The following is an 18,563-nucleotide window of genomic DNA, read 5'->3' as shown; positions in this document are numbered from 1 at the left end:
ACAAGATGATGATCACTCTGGTCAACGCTTGAAGCTTCCTCTTGTGTTTTCAGATGACTGCACGGCCATGGCGCGTCTCACTTCCACATGGATCGCATCCGTGCCCCAACATCGATGCGGATCTGGTTGGCACTGCGCTCGCTGGCGTTTGCGCTGACTTTCGGCCAACTCGTCGTTTCAAAGAACTGCAGCAGGGTCGCGGGAATGAAGCGGGTTCTCGAGGCGTAGACATGGCGGTCGCCGTGAGCATTCTGCCCGTGCGTGAAAAATCGCTGCGGCGTAATCAGGGCTAGGCTGTCACGTGCCCGTGTCATGCCGACGTAGAGCAGACGGCGTTCTTCTTCCAGTTCAGCCGTGCTGCCGACGCCAAGGTCGGAGGGAATGCAGCCATCGACAACATTCAACAGGAAGACGGAGCGCCATTCCTGTCCTTTGGATGAGTGGATGGTTGAAAGGATCAGGTAGTCCTCGTCGAGAAGAGGGACGCCCGCCTGGTCGCTGGTCGCATCAGGGGGGTCGAGTGTCAATTCGGTCAGGAATCTTTCCCGATTGGCATAACCGGCCGCTATCTGTTCCAACTGAACGAGATCAGCCTTGCGAGTATCAGCGTCCTCGTGGATGCGATCGAGGTGCGGCTCATACCAGAGACGTGCCAATTCGATGTCATGCGGCCAGCCGGCACCCGCTTTGCGGAGGCCAAGCATAAGCTCGATGAATTTCGCCCAGTTCTCACCGCTCTTCGGGGGAGCCGGAATTTCTGCTAGCGAGATCAGCGGCTCGGGCTCGGCTGTAATCGTGTCGAGAATTTTACCGGCAGTCTGCGGGCCGACACCCGGCAACATTTGAAACAGCCTGAACCCGGCCACGCGATCGCGAGGATTCTGCGCGAAACGAAGCACGGCCAGCAGGTCCTTGACATGGGCGCTGTCGAGAAATTTCAAACCGCCAAATTTCACGAAGGGAATATTGCGGCGTGTGAGCTCGACCTCGAGCGCACCGCTGTGATTGGATGAGCGGAAAAGGACGGCCTGCTGTTTGAGCGTCATGCCGATTTCACGATTAGCGAGAACCTGTTCGACGATATAGGCCGCCTGATCGGTCTCGTCCTTCACTGTCACGAGCATTGGCCGCTGTTCGGATTGCCGGTCAGTCCAGAGGTTCTTGGTGAACCGCTCTCGCGCCAGATCGATTACGCCGTTGGCAGCCGCCAGGATCGGCTGCGTCGAGCGGTAGTTGCGATCGAGGGTTATCACATCGGCTGGCTTGGGCGAAAACTCGCTTGGGAAATCGAGAATATTGCGAATGGTAGCAGCCCGGAAAGAATAGATCGACTGCGCATCATCGCCAACGACCGTGAGGCCCTGGCCGCCCGGTTTCAGTGATCTGAGGATCGATGCCTGCAGGCGATTGGTGTCCTGATATTCGTCGACCAGAATATAATCGAAGCGATTGCCGATATCGTCGGCAAGTTCCGGCGCAGATACCATCTGAGCCCAATAAAGCAGGAGATCGTCGTAATCGAGGACGTTTTGGGCTTGCTTGGCCTCGACATAGGCGCCGAACAGTTCCTTCAGTTCGTTTTCCCATTCGCTCACCCACGGGAACGAATTCTTGAGCGCTTCCTTGATGGTGCACTCTGAATTCACGACGCGGGAATAGATCGCAAGGCATGTGCCTTTCGTCGGGAAGCGGTTTTGGGTTTTGGAAAAGCCAAGGTCATGCCGGATGATATTCATCAGATCGGCGCTGTCTTCCCGGTCGTGGATCGTGAAGTCGCCATTCAGGCCGATCTGTTCAGCATACATGCGCAAAAGCCGCGCGCCGATCCCGTGAAACGTTCCGGCCCAGGCGAGCGCGTCGGTCATGACAGCGGAATTTTCACCCAGAACCTGCCGGCAAATCCTTTGAACGCGCCTCGTCATTTCCGATGCTGCCCGCCTGGAAAACGTCATCAGCAGAATACGTCTGGGGTCTGCGCCGTTGACAATCAGATGTGTGACGCGATGCGCAAGCGTGTTGGTCTTGCCTGAACCGGCGCCGGCAATGATCAGCAACGGTCCACCTGTCTGGCCATCGGGCATTCCAATACCGTGCTCGACCGCTTCTCTCTGCCGGTCGTTAAGTTTTTCCAGGTAGGTCGCCGTCATCTGCTTTCCGTCGTTCAAGACAAGTTACTTAGAGTCTCGCGTTTTTTTCGCCGTTGCACCGTTGATTAGCAATCGCCTGCCTCCTCATTCGGGCATCGTGACGCGGAGAGCTTTTACGTCTGATAGCGCATCATGAACAAAAAAGGAACGCACCGGCAGGCGGAAGGTTGGGAATCCGTTATGGATTTGTTCGCGACTTATGCGCTGGCAAAGGGTTGGTCCCGGCGCAATGCTGAAAATCGGACAACCATCCAGGTGCGATTAAAAAATAGCCGTAAAGCCATCTTGTATATTGCTATAAACACGAAGAAATCGTAATATATACATAGTAATCGTAATGCAATTAATAAATGGGCCAAACGATGGATCTTGTTGAGGAATTGGTTCGAAAATTCGGGACCAATGTTATCGTCACCAATCCCGCTGATATGGCGTTTGCCACGGAGGACTGGCGCGGTCGCTACCATGGTCGGGCGCTGTGTGTTGCCCGCCCTGTCGATGTCCAGCAAGTGTCCGATATCGTCGCGTTTTGTCGTGAGCGCGCCATTCCGGTGTTGCCGCAAGGTGGCAATACGGGCCTGGTTGGTGGCAGCATTCCAGACCCGGCGGGGAGCCCGCCGGTCATCATCTGCCTGGATCGTTTACGCCAGATCATCAAGGTCGACCCGGTTAACAACACCATGGAAGTCCAGGCCGGTTGTATTCTGGCGAATATTCATGAGGCTGCCCAGGCAAATGGTCGCTTTTATCCTGTCAGCCTCGGTGCAGAGGGCTCCTGCCAGATTGGCGGCACGATCGCGACCAACGCTGGTGGAACCTCTGTTCTACGCTATGGGAATACACGCGATAACGTTCTCGGACTCGAAGTTGTTCTTCCTGACGGAAAAATCTGGTCGGGGCTGAAGGCGCTTCGCAAGAACAACACAGGTTATGATCTCAAGCATCTTTTCATAGGCTCCGAGGGAACGCTCGGGATCATCACTGCTGCCGTCCTTAAGTTGCATCCATATCCGGCGCGTGCGGCCGTGGCTTGGGCTGGTCTGGATCATCCGGATCAGGCGTTGAAATTGCTGACTTCGGTGCAGGCGGCATATGGCGCCAAGCTCTCTGGCTTCGAATTGATGAACCGCAAGCAGCTCGATCTGGTGCTGGAAAACGTCCCTCAGCGCCGTTCGCCGCTCGACACCGAGCATGAATGGCATCTGTTGATCGAGCTTTCCGATTCCGGTGGCGAGGACGACCTCGACAATGCGATGCAGAATGTCCTGGAACAGGCATTCGAGGCGGAACTGATCGGTAACGCCATGATTGCCTCCAGCGAAGCGCAAAGGGCTGCGATCTGGGAGGTCCGTCACAGCGTGTCGGAGGCCAATAAAAAGGCCGGTGTCGGTTTGACGACGGACTGCGCAGTTCCGGTTTCAGCCACCCCCCAATTCATCGATCAGGCAACGCAGGCGGTAAAGGCAATTGTACCCTCGGCGGAGATCGTCGTCGTCGGCCACATGGGTGACGGCAACATCCATTTCATTCCGTTCTTTTCATTCGATGCCTGGAATGCATTTTCCGACCGAGACGATCTCGCGTCCCGGCTGCGCCATGCTGTCAATGATGTTGCTGACAATCTCGGTGGAACGTTCAGTGCCGAACACGGCGTCGGCCAGGTCCAGCTCGCCGAGATGGACCGCTACAAACCCTCGGCAGAGCTTTCGCTGATGCGCGCAATCAAGTCCGCAATCGACCCTGAAAACCTTTTCAACCCTGGCCGGCTGCTCCCCAGGTCGTGAGCCGCCGCAGCCCAAGAAATAACAAGCCTGAACTACAGGCGCTGACAAGGATCAACAACGTTCCAAGAGGAGAACGACGATGAGCATGAAGGATAAGTCCAACTGGACACGCAGACAGTTTTTGACGACAAGTGCCGTTGGCGCAGTAGCATTGACTGCCCCGGCAATCTGGACGTCTGCAAACGCACAGAGCAAGCGCATCATCGTCCGTGACGACGGCGGCATCTACACCAAGGCATATAACGCTGTCTATTATGGCCCATTCAAAGAGGCGACCGGTATCGAGGTCGTCGGGGTACAGGCAAACGCAGAACCGACCGCCCAGATCAAATCCATGGTCGACGCCGGTTCCTACACCTGGGATATGGCAAAAATCTCCGAGCCCGCCATCGAACTTTTGACTGCAGGCGAAAAAAAGTACCTGGAAAAACACGGCCTTTCCAGTGAGGCTGCAATCTCGACTTTACCGAAGCAGTATGTGTCTGAATACGGTGTGGGAACGAACGTGTACACGACCGTTCTTGCCTATCGCACCGATGTTTTCGAGGGCCGCGAGGCACCGAAATCCTGGTCTGACTTCTTCGACACCGAGAAATTCTCCGGTCGACGAGCGCTGCGAAAACATGCTTTCGATACGATCGAGCAGGCACTGATGGCGGACGGCGTTGCCAACTCCGACGTCTATCCCTGCGACATTGAGCGGGCTTTCAAGAAGCTCGACACAATCAAGAAAGATGTTGGTGTTTTCTGGACGAGCGGTTCACAGGTCGAGCAGATGCTTCAGTCCGGCGAGGTCGACATGATACCGACATGGGTTTCGCGCGCCCAATCGGCCCGCTCCGCCGGAGCACCGGTGGAAATCGTCTGGGACCAGAACATCTGGGGTCTCGACAACTGGTCAATTCTGGCGGGCTCGCCGAACGCCGATGCATGCCGGGAGTTCATCAAATTTGCGTCCGATCCGAAGCGACAGGCCGCACTCGTCGACTATTTCCCGGCGGGCGTAACGCAGCCGGAAGCTTTCGAGTTCATCGATCCCAAACTCGCCAAGGATTGCCCGACATTTCCGGAGCATATCGAGCGCGGCGTGAAGATCGATGCGAAATACTGGCTGGCCAATCAGGCATCTGTCATCGAGCGTTACAACGCCTGGCTCTTGAGCTGACCTGAAACCGGCCCGGCACGATGCCGGGCCTCAATCTGATCCAGAAATCGGCAGGGCCGCCATGTCTTTATCCAGTTTGACCGTAAAAAAACTCGCCAAACGTTACGGCGACTTCACCGCTCTTGCCGAAACCGACCTCACGGTGGGCGACGGAGAATTCCTGACGCTGCTCGGACCGTCCGGCTCCGGCAAGACCACGCTTTTGAGCCTGATTGCGGGCCTGTCCCGACCGGATGGCGGCGCTGTTCTGATTGGCGACAGCGACGTCACCTATAATGCACCGCACTTGCGTGACATCGGCGTTGTTTTCCAGAATTATGCCCTCTTCCCCCACATGACTATCTTGGAAAACATCGCTTTCCCGCTGAAAATGCGAAAGGTTGCGGCAGAGGAAGCAAAAAGGCGCGCCACGGAAGCACTGGAAATGATCCGTCTTCCCCACATTGCCCAGCGTTATCCCAAAGAGCTGTCAGGCGGGCAACAGCAACGTGTCGCCCTGGCGCGCTGCATGGTCTATCGCCCCTCCATCATTCTCATGGACGAGCCCCTTGGCGCCCTCGACAAGAAGCTGCGCGAACATATGCAGCTTGAGATCAAGCGCATTCACCGCGAGCTCGGCGCGACGATCATCTACGTCACCCATGATCAGGAAGAAGCGATGACGATGTCCGATCGGATCTGCCTGATGAACTCCGGCAAGATCGAGCAGCTCGGGACACCGGCGGATCTCTACTTCCGACCCAAAACACTGTTCGTCGCCGATTTCCTGGGTGAGTCCAACCTCATCGAGGCAACAGTAACAAGCGCGGACGACGACATGATCGATGTAACGATCGGCGCGGGATCGGTTGCTGCGCAAGCGATCGCCAACGAAGCGATATCTGCCGGCGATGCAATCCACATCATGATCCGTCCGCAGAACCTCACGATCAACAAGACACAGAAAGCCGATGGTATCGGCGCGGTCGTCAGCGATGTGATGGTGACCGGAAGCCTGACGAAAATCTATATGAATGCCGAAGGCTGGTCTTCACAGGAACTGGTCGCGGCATTCCCGACCCGCCTGAACGGTGATCACTACCAGATCGGCGACAAGGTTTCGCTCTCGTGGGAAGGGGCAGACGCGGTTGCGATTGGCCGCGCGAGGGCTACGCAATGAATGCGCCGTCTGCATCCCAAAAATCTGCGGCAATGCCGATCTGGGTAGGGCACATGATGAAGGTGGCACCGCTCATCGCCCTGCTGCTGGCGTTTCTTGTGTATCCGGTCGGGCAATTGCTGTCGCTGAGCTTCTTTAACGATGGTGCGCTTTCACTCGCATCCTACCGACAGCTCTTTGCATCGCCGCTCTATCTCAACGTCCTGTGGATCACACTGAAGATCTCGCTTGCGACGACGGCACTTGCAGTCATCATCGGCTATCCGGTGGCCTATCTGATTTCGACGGCAGGCCCACGAACCAAGGGACGGCTTGTCTTTCTTGTCCTCCTGTCATTCTGGACGAGCTTCCTTGTCCGGGCATTCGCTTGGGTCATCATCCTGGGCCGCAACGGCGTCGTCAATCAGACGCTGGTGGCTCTTGGCATCATCGACCGTCCAATCGACCTGCTCTACGGGCTTGGCGCCGTGCTCGCCGGCATGGTTCATGCGATGCTGCCGCTTGCCGTCATGACGATGCTTGCAGTCATGGAAAACATCGATCGCAACCTCCCGCGTGCGGCCTCCACGCTTGGTGCACGTCCCGGATCGGCCTTCTGGACGGTATATTTCCCGCTTTCGATGCCGGGTGTGGCGGCTGCCGCTATCATGGTGTTCGTGACTGCGATCGGTTTCTTCATCGTTCCCGCCTTGCTCGGAGGCCGTTTCGAGACGATGATCTCGCAGCTTATCATCGACCAGGTTCAACAGACACTGAATTGGGGTCTTGCTGGCGCTATAGCAGTGCTGCTTCTTGCCGTTGTTCTTCTTGTCTTCCTTGTTTACGACCGGATCTTCGGTTTCACGACACTGACGGGGGAAAGTCAGGGTGAGGGCAAGAGCCGCGATTCCATCACCCGGCGCGCAGGGGCGAGATTTCTAGCGATCCTTGGCGAGGTCAGCGACCATGTGCTGGCGCTTTTTCCAGGAAGCAAGAAGAGCCTCGATGAAGTTTATCCGCCCCTGTTCCTGAGGGTCTTCGTCTGGACGGTGCTCATCCTGATTACGCTTCCTGCGGTTCTGATGATCCCGATTTCCTTTAGTCAGGCGGGTCTGAATTGGCCGCCGAGTGGATTTACCACGCAGTGGTATTCACAGATGTGGGCAAACCCGGTCTGGAGCCAGGCGGTTCTGCGATCACTGACGGTTGCAGCGGGTGCGGGCATTCTCTCGATGCTGATCGGTGTTCCTGCCGCGTTCCTTCTGGCTCGCGCCAACATCCGTGGAAAAGCAGCCATCCTGGCCTTCGTGCTGTCTCCGATCGTGGTTCCACGCATCATCATTGCGGTCGGCATGTTCTACGTGTTCGCAAAGCTTGGTCTTGTCGGCACGTCGATCGGGCTCATCCTCGGCCACACGGTGGTGTGTGTTCCCTATGTCGTCCTGACGATGGTCGCTGTTCTGCGCAACTACGACACGCGGCTGGATGCTGCAGCCCACAGTCTCGGCGCGACACCGGTCAAGGCACTCATCCATGTGACGTTCCCGATCCTCGGGGCTGGCATGTTCTCGGCATTCCTGTTTGCTTTCGCAACGTCGTTTGACGAGCTGACAATCGCACTCTTCTCTTCGGGTGGCCTCAACGCAACTCTTCCCAAGCAATTCTGGGACGAGGTGACGCTTCAGGTTTCGCCCGTGATCGCTGCGGTTTCGACCTGCCTCCTCGTCTTTATTTCGATCCTGATCTTTGCCGCTGACCGTCTGCGTCGACGCGGCGCAGGTCACTAGTCACGCCCCACGATACTTAAATGAAGGACAATAAAATGCTCGATTCCACCAAGTTGCACGGTATCCTTCCGGCTCTTGTGACGCCCGTGAAAGCTGACGACACCATCGATACGGCTGCCGCTGAAGCCCTTTTCGCCTGGTTGCAGAAGCAGGGCGTCGATGGTGTGGTTCCGCTGGGCGGTACGGGCGAGTATGGCGCCTTGTCGCGCCGCGAACGCATCCGTTTCGTGGAAATGTCTGCGAAGGCATTTGGTGGCAAGTCTCCGGTTATTCCGGGTGTTCTCGACCCCGGTTTCCACGATGCGATGGATAGCGCACGTGAATTCGCTGCAGCCGGCGCAGACGCGCTTCTGGTGATCACGCCCTATTACACCAACCCGACACAGGCCGGCATTCGCGACTACTTTCTGCGCTATGCAGACCAGTCTCCCGTTCCGATCCTGATCTATGAAATCCCCTATCGTACCCGCATTGCGATCGATCCTGAGATTCTGCACGAGTTGTCCGGCCACGAGAAAATCATTGGTATGAAGGCCTGCAACACGGACATGTATCACTACCTGCGTGTCATGGCGGGGCTTTCTCCTGATTTCACGATGCTCAGCGGTGAAGATTCCCTTTTCCCGTTGCATGTAGCCGCAGGCGCCAAGGGTGGCATCGTCGTCACGGCCAACCTTGTTCCGAAGGTGTGGCGCCGGATGTTCGACCTCGCGGTGAGCGGCAAGACAGCCGAAGCGCTGGCTTTGCACCAGGATCTCATTCCGTTCATGAATCTGGCGTTTGCCGAGACCAATCCTGGTCCGATGAAATCGGTCATGGATCTTATCGGGGTCAACGCGCCGAGCATGCTGGCGCCGCTGCGCCAGCCGAAGACCGAGCTACAGGCCGCGCTGCGCAAGGAGTGCAGCAGGCTTCTTGAAAAGTATGAAGCGGCAGAGGCCAAGCTTGCATCATAACCCTGTGCGGTCGATAAAGATGGTGCTCGCGATGGCGGGCTCCTCTTTAACGTTTCGCGGAAATCGACTGCGATCAAATGGTCGGCAAGGAATATCTCATGCCTAGAAAACCGGTGGAATCAATCGAGTCAGATGCTGCCCTGCCGACCGATCCGAAGGCGTCATCGCTGTTTGTCGGCTCCACCGAAAAGGCGTTCCAGGTGCTGCACGCCTTTGATGGGCCACATAAGCAGATGCCGCTTTCCGACATAGCAAAGGCAGCCGGTCTTGATCGCAGTGCCGCGCAGCGGCTGGTCTACACGCTTGAAACCCTTGGTTACATCAGACGTGTCCACAAGACACGCAACTACGCGCTAACGTCCAAGGTCTTGCAGTTTGCCTACAACTATCTTCATGCCCACGAGGTCCTCGACAAGGCGGCACCCTATCTGCTGGAGATCAGCCGTTCGGTCGGAGAAACGACGAACCTGCAGGAACTGGACGGTCATGAGATTGTCTATGTCGGGCGGTTTCCCGGCCAGCATCTGGTCAATGTCGACATTATGGTGGGGAGCCGGTTGCCAGCGCTCTTTACAGCATCCGGAACGGCAATCCTGTCGAGACGCTCCCCCGAAGAGATCGACGAGGTTTTCGCAAAGACGGACTTTCGGCCTTTGACACCCTATACGATGACCGACAAGGCAAAGCTCAGGGAGCGCATCCAGGAAGCCTCCGAGAAAGGCTATGCCGTCGTCGCCAATGAAACGGTGATGGGTGACATCTCGATCGCAGCCGCGATCACCGACGAGCATGGACGTGCAGTCGCCGCACTCAATATTGCTGCTCCGACCACGCGATGGACTGTCGAGAAGGTAGAGGCAGAGCTTGCTCACCACGTTCAGGTCGCCGCGACGTCGAGCTCAATGGCAAAATTTGTTCACTACCAGCGCTGAATGCGATCTGGGGTTCAGTAAGGAAAATCGTCTTGGCCAATCCGATCAATATTGTTCTCGCCGGTTGCGGCAACATGGGTTACGCAATGTTGAAGGGCTGGCTTGCAAGGGATGGCATGACGCCTGACTGCGTTCACGTGGTGGAGCCGGTGGAGCCCTTGCGTAAGCGTGCCGCAGAGACTGGTGCATGCGTTTACGAAAGCGCCGACGCACTTGAAGCTTCTCTCAAGCCTGACGTGATTTTTCTCGCTGTCAAACCGCAGGTCATGACGGCGGTGCTGCCGGCTTATCGGCGATTTGTTGGCTCGTCCGTGTTTGTGAGCATTGCTGCAGGTGTTGGCGTCCGCACGCTTGAGGCCAGCCTCGGCGATTGTGCTGTTATCCGTGCCATGCCGAATACACCGGCTTCGATCGGCCACGGAATGACTGTGACGTTTGCGAATGACGGCGTCGATGAAGATCAGGCACAGCTGGTACAAGGCCTGCTTTCTGGAATGGGAAAGGTGCTGGCGGTCTCATCGGAAGAACAGGTGGATGCGGCGACAGCCATATCCGGCTCTGGCCCGGCTTACATCTTTTACTTCATAGAGTGCCTGGCGAAAGCGGGGGAGGCCGTCGGTCTCGATGCTGATCAGGCACTGTTGCTGGCACGGCAAACGGTTCATGGTGCTGCTGCAATGGCATCAAGCCGGAATGACGGGCCTGATGTCTTGCGGCGTGAGGTGACAAGCCCCAACGGAACGACGGCGGCCGCGCTCGACATTTTGATGGGCGAGGGTGCACTCATGTCATTGATAGGCGAGGCTGCCAAAGCTGCGCATGACAGGGCAATCGAACTCTCCAAAACGAACTGATCTGGCACTTTTCGATCTTTTGGCTACCGCTCATCGCGCAGGTTGGAAACACAATGCCTCAGCATTTGAATGCCCGTGACTTCAGACAGGCTGCAAAACGGAGACTTCCAAAGTCGCTGTTCGAGTACATTGATCGGGGTGCCGAGGATGAGCGGGCACTCGCCAGGTTGCGAGAAAGCCTCGATGCGATTGAAATGGTACCAAGCGTGTTGACCGGACATCGGGAGCGCGACCTGCGAACCGAGATATTGGGCCGCGAGCAGGCGATACCTCTGATCGTTGCTCCGACCGCGCTTGCAGGACTGGTTTCACACCAAGGAGAGGCGAAGATTGCCCGTGCCGCTAGCCGACTGGGCATTCCTGTCTGTGTTTCGACGCAATCCGTGACAACGGTTGAAGAGGTCGCGGCAGGTGCTCCCGGAGCTGACATCTGGTTTCAGCTCTACATGTGGAAAGACAGACGTCTTTCGAAGGCCCTCCTCGAACGCGTTGCGGCTGCCGGCGTCAGAAATCTCGTCATCACTGCCGATACGCCGGCCAGTCCGAAACGGGAGTACAATCGTCGAAACGGTTTTTCTATCCCGTTTGAGTACTCCCCGCGCTCGGTCATCGATGTCGCGATGCACCCGCGCTGGTTTTTTGGCGTTTTGATGCGCTATCTCACGACAACCGGGATGCCGAGCTATGGTCACTATCCGCAGGAGTTTCGGGGCGCTGTGACGCGCCCATCGATTGCTGAAGCGGTCCGGTTGGAAAATCTTTTGAACTGGGAAGACGTTCGGCAGATCAGATCCTGGTGGCAAGGCAAGATCGTCATCAAAGGTGTCCTGAGTGCCGCTGATGCCAGGAAGGCGAGAGAAATGGAAGCAGATGCTATCGTTGTCTCCTCCCACGGTGCCCGCAACCTGGATGTCGCGCCACCACCGGCAACGATTTTGCCGCGCATTGTCGAGGCCGTGGGGCAGGACATGGAAGTTCTGGCTGATAGCGGTGTCATGCGCGGCAGTGACGTGCTGAAATATATAGGTCTTGGAGCGAAAGCGGTGATGGTCGGACGGCTCCCGCTTTGGGGGCTTGCCGCCGATGGCGAAGCTGGTGCTGACCGGCTGCTGTCGATATTGCGCGATGAAATGGATCTGACGCTTTGTATGCTTGGGCTTGAACGTCCGGCCGATTGCGCTTCTGCGATCCTGAGCACCGAACGCTTTAGCCATGGGCACCATTGAAACGCGTTTTCGCCCCACACCATGAACGAGATGAAAAACATGCAAATCCCTTTGCCAGAACTCCCTGAACGGGAATCGATGGAATTCGATGTCGTGATTGTTGGTGCAGGTCCCGCTGGCCTTTCTGCGGCGATCCGTCTGAAACAGATCGATCCGGATTTGTCTGTGGTTGTTCTGGAAAAGGGTGGCGAGGTCGGCGCACACATCCTCTCGGGTGCGGTTGTCGATCCGATCGGTATCGACAGGCTGCTGCCGGGCTGGCGCGAGGAGGAGGGGCATCCCTTCAAGACCGAGGTCAAGGACGACCAGTTCCTGTTGCTCGGCCCGGCCGGATCGATCCGCCTGCCAAACTTCGCCATGCCACCATTGATGAACAATCACGGCAACTACATCGTCTCGCTTGGGCTGGTCTGTCGCTGGCTGGCGGAAAAGGCGGAAGCGCTCGGCGTCGAGATCTATCCGGGCTTTGCCGCCACCGAAGTGCTTTACAATGACGAAGGTGCCGTCATCGGCGTTGCCACGGGCGATATGGGCATCGAGCGCAACGGCGAACCCGGCCCGAACTTCACCCGCGGCATGGAACTGCACGGCAAATATGTGCTGATCGGGGAAGGTGTGCGCGGTTCGCTCGCCAAGCAGCTGATCGCCAGGTTCGACCTGTCCCGGGATCGGGAACCGCAAAAGTTCGGTATCGGCATCAAGGAGCTGTGGCAGGTCAAGCCTGAGAACCACAAACAGGGTCTGGTGCAGCACTCGTTCGGCTGGCCGCTTGGCATGAAGACCGGCGGCGGTTCGTTCCTCTATCACCTGGAAGACAATCTGGTCGCCGTCGGTTTGGTGGTGCACCTCAATTACAAGAACCCCTATCTTTATCCGTTCGAGGAATTCCAGCGCTTCAAGACACATCCGGCGATCCGCGACACGTTCGAGGGTGGTAAGCGTCTGTCCTATGGCGCCCGCGCCATCACCGAAGGCGGTTATCAGTCGGTTCCGAAGCTGACCTTCCCGGGCGGTGCGCTGATCGGCTGTTCGGCCGGTTTCGTCAACGTGCCGCGCATCAAGGGCAGCCACAATGCGGTGCTGTCGGGCATGCTGGCGGCCGACAAGATTGCCGCGGCAATTGCAGGCGGTCGCGCCCATGACGAGGTCGTCGAGATCGAGAACGAATGGCGTCAGGGCGATATCGGCAAGGACCTGAGGATGGTCCGCAACGTCAAGCCGCTGTGGTCGAAGTTCGGCACGGCTGTCGGCGTGGCGCTTGGCGGCCTCGACATGTGGACGAACCAGCTGTTCGGTTTTTCGGTGTTCGGCACGCTGAAACACGGCAAGACGGATGCGGAAAGTCTCGAACCAGCTTCGAAGCACAAACCGATCGCCTATCCGAAGCCGGATGGCGTTTTGACCTTCGACCGCCTGTCATCGGTGTTCCTGTCCTCGACCAACCATGAAGAAGACCAGCCGGTGCATCTTCAGGTGAAGGACATGGCGCTGCAGAAATCATCCGAGCACGATGTTTATGCCGGACCATCGACGCGTTATTGCCCGGCTGGCGTTTACGAATGGGTGGAGAAGGACGGCCAGGAAACCTACGTCATCAATGCGCAGAACTGCGTGCACTGTAAGACGTGTGACATCAAGGACCCCAACCAGAACATCAACTGGGTTCCGCCACAAGGCGGCGAAGGGCCGGTTTACGCCAACATGTAATGTTGGCCCGGCCCGCACGGACCGCCGTCAGCGGGAATGCCCGGCGAAGGGCCTGTATACGCCAACATGTAATGTTGGCCCGGCCTGGGAAAGTTCCGTTCCAAATGGCCAAATTCAGCGTGGGCGATCAATCTGAAATGACTGAATTTTTCCAAATTCTACCTTACCGTGGAAAAAGACAGTCGCAGTGTCGCGCCGATCATAATCATCCTCATCATGTCTTCTGCCGCGCGGGACAGAAGCTTTGGTGCGGACGAGATTGCATCTTCCAGGGAGCAGGGACGCGTTAGGATCGAGGCGAAGGCATCTATGCCGCAATCGAGATTGAGCCGCACGCCCTTTCCGATCGTGCCTGCAAGCGCCACCACTGGAACACCGGCTGCCTTGGCGCGTCGTGCGATTTCGGCCGGAACCTTGCCAAAGGGCGTCTGGCCATCGAGGCTGCCTTCCGCCGTGATCACTAGGTCGGCGTTGTGAATGTAGTCATCGACCTCGAGATACTGCATGACGATCTCGTAGCGGGGATGAAGTGCGCCGCAGAGCAGACCGAGAACGGCGGCACCCAGACCACCTGAGGCGCCGGCACCTGATGCGGAGCCGACATCTACGCCAGTGGCGTTTTGAATGTGGGCTGCATAAGTCTCCATAGCTGCGGCCAATCGCTCGACCTGTTCGGGTGTTGCGCCTTTCTGCGGTCCGAAAACACGGGCCACACCTCGCTCACCGAGTAGCTGGTTGTGCCAATTGACGGCGGCATCGATACGAACCCGCGCAAGGCGAGGGTCACGATTTTTAATGTCTATGCGGTTTAACTGCGTGAGCGCCGCACCGCCTCGGTCGAGCTCGTTGCCGTCGGAGTCTAGAAGCCGGATACCCAGCGCCTGCGCCATGCCGGCTCCACCATCGTTAATGCCGCTGTCGCCGCAGCCGAGCAATATCCGCTTTGCGCCGCGATCAAGTGCGGCCCGTACCAGTTCACCGACACCGTAACTCGTGGTCAGGCAGGGATTGCGACGACCGCGCGGGACGAGGCTGAGGCCGGCAGCGGCGGCCATTTCGATAACGGCGGTCGGTTCTGAAGAACATCCCAGAAACCCGACAAAGGCCTGTACCGGCTGTCCAACCGGCCCGGTGACGGTAACCGGATGGATCGTGCCATCGGTGGCGTTCACCAGCGCCCGGGTAAATCCCTCACCACCATCGGCCATCGGAACCTTGGTGACGACGGAGCCGGGAAACGCGCGCAGAACGCCTTTTTCGATGCAGTCGGCGGCCTGTTCGGCCGAAAGACTTTCCTTGAAACCAGAGGGGGCAACGACGACGCGGAAGGGCATGGGCATTATCCTTTCATGACAAATAAGTGACATGAGGAAAACGTGATGGTTCGACACTTATTCCGGCACGAAATAAATTTATTCGGCTAAATAAAAATGAGCCGCATTGAGCGGCTCTTGAGGCTTCTAGATTATTGTTTTTGCTCAGTGTTATCTGGAAAATCCCTGCAACGGCCACAGCACGGTTGCCACGAGAATAAGCAGAAACATGAAAGGCGGGACGAGCAAATAACCGAGCTTGCGCAGATCGGCTTGGGTAAAGGCAGCAGGTTCCTGCCCACCGAACAGCACGACCGGTTTAGCCGATACCATGGTCATCTGGCAAAAGCCGCTTGCCAGCGTCACAAGCATCACAAGAACAGCCGGATCCACGCCAAAAGCCGAGAGCGGCAACGCGAAGGCTGGGATGAGCACCGTCGCCCGCGCCGTCCGCGAGGTGATTACCAGATGAGAAAAGGTCGCGATGATCACTGCAAACGAGATGATGATGACGGGCGCCGTAATCATGCTCTGGCGAAAAACGCTCACCAGCCGATCGGTTAGCATCTGGGCCGTGCCCGTTTCAATTAGTGCTTCGCCGATGACCAGCGTGCCCGCCATGAACAGAAGCAGATTCCACTCAACATTTTTTAGCGCGGCCTTCAGCGTCATGCCGGAGATATTTGGCGTACAAAGGACAAGGGCTGCCACGACTGCGACCAAGGATATGTCAATACCGTGAAAGGACTGAGTGGAGAACATCAGTACCGTGCCGCCGACCGTGGCGGCTACCGCGACCTGCCGACGCGACAGGGCGGTAGGGCGGCCTGGTGAAAGGCTGGCGTCAGGAGCCATGTCGCGTTCCTCCTTGCTCATGAACACATGAAGCAATATGGCGCAGGCGATAAGGCAGGTTATCAGCGAAAAAGGACCGGCCAGCACCAGCCAGCCGATGAAATCCGGTTGCGTGCCGTTGAAGCGTAACAAAAAGCCGGAGGCAACAAGATGCGCTCCGGCGCCAATCAGCGAAGCGCCGGCGGAGAGAAGTATGACGGTTGGAAAAAGCAGGCCGAGCGCGCGCGAAACCCTCGTATTGCCGATTGCCGATGAGAGGCCGAGATAGACCGGCATCAAGATCGCGGCCCGCGCTGATGTGGAGGGGATGACGAAGGCGGTTGCGAACGTAAGCAGCGTTAACGTCCAGAACATTGAGCGAATGCTGCGCATCTTCGGCATCAGTCGGTCAGTCACCTGTTCGATCAGGCCGACATGCCTTAGAACTGCGGCGATCACGAAGGCCGACAACAACAGCCAGATGATGTCATTGCCCAACGAACGGTAAACCAGATTTTCCGGTATAGCGCCAACTACGGCAAGCGCGACTGCGCCCGCTAGCGCAACCGAAGTTTCAGGCAGTTCGAGCACCGTCCAACCGATAATCGCAGAGAAGAAGATGAAGAGCGTTGTCCGCATCGACATGGTCAGGCCGTCAATTGCCAAAAAGATCAGCACGGAGGCAAAACCGATCAACAACGCTGCGACCAACTGTTTAAGGTGTCTGACCGATACAACTGGCTCTTGCTCAGCAGTCGTCGTTTTGTCTTTCTGCTGATTTGCCGTGGGCAAGGACATAAGGTGCGCCACCACTTGGCCTCCTTTACATAACGCCGTCATCAGAGGGCAGTTTCGGTTCGGGAGAGGCGGCCGGTCGGCTCCGATCTTCCCATGTCCGATTATGAACGTTTGATGACGATGGATATTCCCGGTCTCGGTGTGTTTTCGCAAAATAAGATCAATGACGCAGAAAACGCATCGCCGCCGGAATAGGTCAGCGACTTCCACGTTCATCGACACGTATCGCCCTCGGACACGGAAGGAGAACAGACATGAACCGAAGTTTCGTCACAAGCGGCATGGCCCTAATTGCCGTGGTCACGCTGATCGCCTCAGCACATCAGGTACAGGCCATGCCACGTGCACAACCGCAGGCATCCACGCTCTCGCAGGTCATCCTGGCGGATGACGATGACGACGATCGCCGTTACAGCCGTCGTTATCGCAGTGATGACGATGACGACTACGACGATGACGATGACGACGACGATTGAGACTGAGCCATCGAGAATAGAAAATATCGTGCCCGGCCTACGCGCCGGGCATTCTTTTCGAACACGGGCTTGCGGAGATCAACTCTGGCACAGCACCTTTGCGTTCAGCAGGCCCCAGCCGAATATCGCATCCTTGCCCGGCTCGCCCATGTCGTTTGCCGAACGCGTTAGGGCGTCCGCCACCTCATCGGGTTCCATTTCCGGGTTGGCGCCGAGCAGCAGGGCAGCAGCCGCTGTTACGAAAGGTGCGGCAAACGAGGTGCCGCTCTTTTGCCTGCCGCCCGAAATGGAGGCAGCCGTCCATACCCCAACGCCTGGAGCGGCGATGTCGATATGATCGCCACGAACCGCACGGCGATAAGGTTTCATGTTCCGGTCGACGGCGGTAACGGCGATTACATCCGCATAGGCGGCGGGATAGACCGGTTTGGCGTTCGGCCCTTCATTGCCTGCGGCTGCAATCAGAATTGTGCCCTTGCCGATGATGGCGCTCACAGCCTGTTCCAACAGCATGTTCTGCGGCCCGCTGAGACTGAGGTTGACGATCCTGATATTGCGGGCGGCCAACATATCAAGTGCCCGTATGAGATCGTAGATGTCGGCTATGTCGGTAGCCCTGCGATAGCGCTGGAAGGCATCGATCGCGACCAGTCTGCCGCCGGGAATCAGGCCGGGAGCGCGGCTGCCGGCAGAGCCGACGAGGAGAGCGGCAACGGCAGTGCCGTGTTGCGCCGCAGAGCTGGGGTTGGTGCCGTCCCCCAATTGCAGCACTTCGATAGTCGCCTCGGCAAGCGAGGCATGATCGGCGTTGATGGCAGTATCGACCAGGCCGATCGGCAAGGGAGCGCCGCAACCTGTCGCTCGCCCGTTACCAGCTTCGTGCGGCCAGTCGACGATATGGCGAATAAGCTTGCAGTCGCCGCCGGGGCAGGACGCTGTGTCTTTCTCCTCGGGCTGATAGAAATGGTTGAAATCCACATTAGCTGAGGGTGCGGCGGCAACTACGGCCTGACGCGCGACATCCAGGGTCATACCACGCGGTATCGTCAGCTTGACCAATTCGCTACCGGTAAGCGCGATTGTTGTTCGCTCATCAATCACGAAACCGTCTTGCGTCAGGCTTGCGATCGTGGCCTCGTCGAGGCCCAAGGCGACGATTTCGTCGCGAGCGCGATCAGGAATGGCGACAGCACGTCTTGGTGACGCAGGGCGTTCCGCTCGTTGAAATGGCCACCTAAACAACGATCGTAGGTCGCCTCTTAGACGCCTGCCATCATCACCACGGTTTTCGCCGCCGGAAGAGCCGCCAGAGGATCCGGCGTTGTCGCCACTATCATCGTCGTCGTTGTTATCGTCGTCATCATCCGCAAATGCCGCAGCAACGCCAGGTGCGATGCCGACGGATTGAAGCAGTGGCATTGCGGTCATGCCACCGATGGCAACGAG

The 18,563-nt window shown here is 57.6% G+C and carries 14 protein-coding genes; 10 read left to right on the top strand and 4 right to left on the bottom strand.

Annotated elements, in window-relative coordinates:
• Nucleotides 1-77: 77 nt before the first annotated feature.
• Nucleotides 78-2,147, bottom strand: coding sequence for an ATP-dependent helicase (locus tag FY156_20090; GenBank protein UXS03836.1), 2,070 nt, complete (start codon nucleotides 2,145-2,147; stop codon nucleotides 78-80).
• Between the two features lie 362 nt (nucleotides 2,148-2,509).
• Between FY156_20090 and FY156_20085 the strand changes: the two genes are divergently transcribed.
• From FY156_20085 to FY156_20045, 9 genes are all read left to right on the top strand, one after another.
• Nucleotides 2,510-3,931 (top strand): FAD-binding oxidoreductase, encoded by a 1,422-nt coding sequence (locus FY156_20085; protein ID UXS05166.1) that lies wholly within the window; start codon nucleotides 2,510-2,512, stop codon nucleotides 3,929-3,931.
• A gap of 85 nt (nucleotides 3,932-4,016) precedes the next feature.
• The gene (locus tag FY156_20080; GenBank protein ID UXS05165.1) at nucleotides 4,017-5,096 is read left to right on the top strand and encodes an ABC transporter substrate-binding protein; all 1,080 of its coding nucleotides are present in this window, start codon (nucleotides 4,017-4,019) and stop codon (nucleotides 5,094-5,096) included.
• Nucleotides 5,097-5,157: 61 nt separating this feature from the next.
• Nucleotides 5,158-6,255, top strand: coding sequence for an ABC transporter ATP-binding protein (locus FY156_20075; GenBank protein UXS03835.1), 1,098 nt, complete (start codon nucleotides 5,158-5,160; stop codon nucleotides 6,253-6,255).
• A complete protein-coding gene (locus FY156_20070; GenBank protein UXS03834.1) occupies nucleotides 6,252-8,021 on the top strand; it encodes an ABC transporter permease subunit in 1,770 nt (589 codons plus the stop codon). The genes FY156_20075 and FY156_20070 overlap by 4 nt, the downstream gene beginning before the upstream one ends.
• Nucleotides 8,022-8,056: 35 nt before the next feature.
• Nucleotides 8,057-8,977 carry a 4-hydroxy-tetrahydrodipicolinate synthase gene (dapA, locus tag FY156_20065; protein UXS03833.1) on the top strand — a complete coding sequence of 307 codons (921 nt, stop codon included), beginning with the start codon at nucleotides 8,057-8,059 and terminating at the stop codon, nucleotides 8,975-8,977.
• A gap of 98 nt (nucleotides 8,978-9,075) precedes the next feature.
• Nucleotides 9,076-9,909: a helix-turn-helix domain-containing protein gene (locus tag FY156_20060; GenBank protein UXS03832.1), complete on the top strand. Its 834-nt coding sequence runs from the start codon at nucleotides 9,076-9,078 to the stop codon at nucleotides 9,907-9,909.
• Nucleotides 9,813-10,763 (top strand): pyrroline-5-carboxylate reductase, encoded by a 951-nt coding sequence (locus FY156_20055; GenBank protein UXS03831.1) that lies wholly within the window; start codon nucleotides 9,813-9,815, stop codon nucleotides 10,761-10,763. The genes FY156_20060 and FY156_20055 overlap by 97 nt, the downstream gene beginning before the upstream one ends.
• A gap of 53 nt (nucleotides 10,764-10,816) precedes the next feature.
• Nucleotides 10,817-11,989, top strand: coding sequence for an alpha-hydroxy-acid oxidizing protein (locus FY156_20050; GenBank protein ID UXS03830.1), 1,173 nt, complete (start codon nucleotides 10,817-10,819; stop codon nucleotides 11,987-11,989).
• A gap of 39 nt (nucleotides 11,990-12,028) precedes the next feature.
• Complete coding sequence (locus FY156_20045) at nucleotides 12,029-13,696, top strand: electron transfer flavoprotein-ubiquinone oxidoreductase (GenBank protein ID UXS03829.1); 1,668 nt, start codon at nucleotides 12,029-12,031, stop codon at nucleotides 13,694-13,696.
• Between the two features lie 158 nt (nucleotides 13,697-13,854).
• Here the strand turns inward: FY156_20045 and FY156_20040 are convergent, their stop codons facing one another.
• Together FY156_20040 and FY156_20035 are read right to left on the bottom strand one after the other, a co-directional pair.
• On the bottom strand, nucleotides 13,855-15,030 hold the full coding sequence (locus FY156_20040; GenBank protein ID UXS03828.1) for a glycerate kinase: 1,176 nt from the start codon (nucleotides 15,028-15,030) through the stop codon (nucleotides 13,855-13,857).
• A gap of 150 nt (nucleotides 15,031-15,180) precedes the next feature.
• The gene (locus tag FY156_20035; protein UXS05164.1) at nucleotides 15,181-16,641 is read right to left on the bottom strand and encodes a hypothetical protein; all 1,461 of its coding nucleotides are present in this window, start codon (nucleotides 16,639-16,641) and stop codon (nucleotides 15,181-15,183) included.
• Between the two features lie 254 nt (nucleotides 16,642-16,895).
• On the opposite strand from FY156_20035, the gene FY156_20030 reads away from it, so the two are divergent.
• Nucleotides 16,896-17,117 (top strand): hypothetical protein, encoded by a 222-nt coding sequence (locus FY156_20030; GenBank protein UXS03827.1) that lies wholly within the window; start codon nucleotides 16,896-16,898, stop codon nucleotides 17,115-17,117.
• A 78-nt stretch (nucleotides 17,118-17,195) separates the two neighbouring features.
• Here the strand turns inward: FY156_20030 and FY156_20025 are convergent, their stop codons facing one another.
• Nucleotides 17,196-18,536, bottom strand: a complete 1,341-nt coding sequence (locus FY156_20025; GenBank protein ID UXS05163.1) for a S8 family serine peptidase — start codon at nucleotides 18,534-18,536, stop codon at nucleotides 17,196-17,198.
• Nucleotides 18,537-18,563: the final 27 nt, after the last annotated feature.

The sequence above is a fragment of the Agrobacterium tumefaciens genome, from assembly GCA_025559845.1.
GTDB lineage: Bacteria > Pseudomonadota > Alphaproteobacteria > Rhizobiales > Rhizobiaceae > Agrobacterium.
The sequence above is the reverse complement of the archived record's forward strand: the minus strand, read 5'-3'. Positions and strand labels throughout refer to the sequence as shown.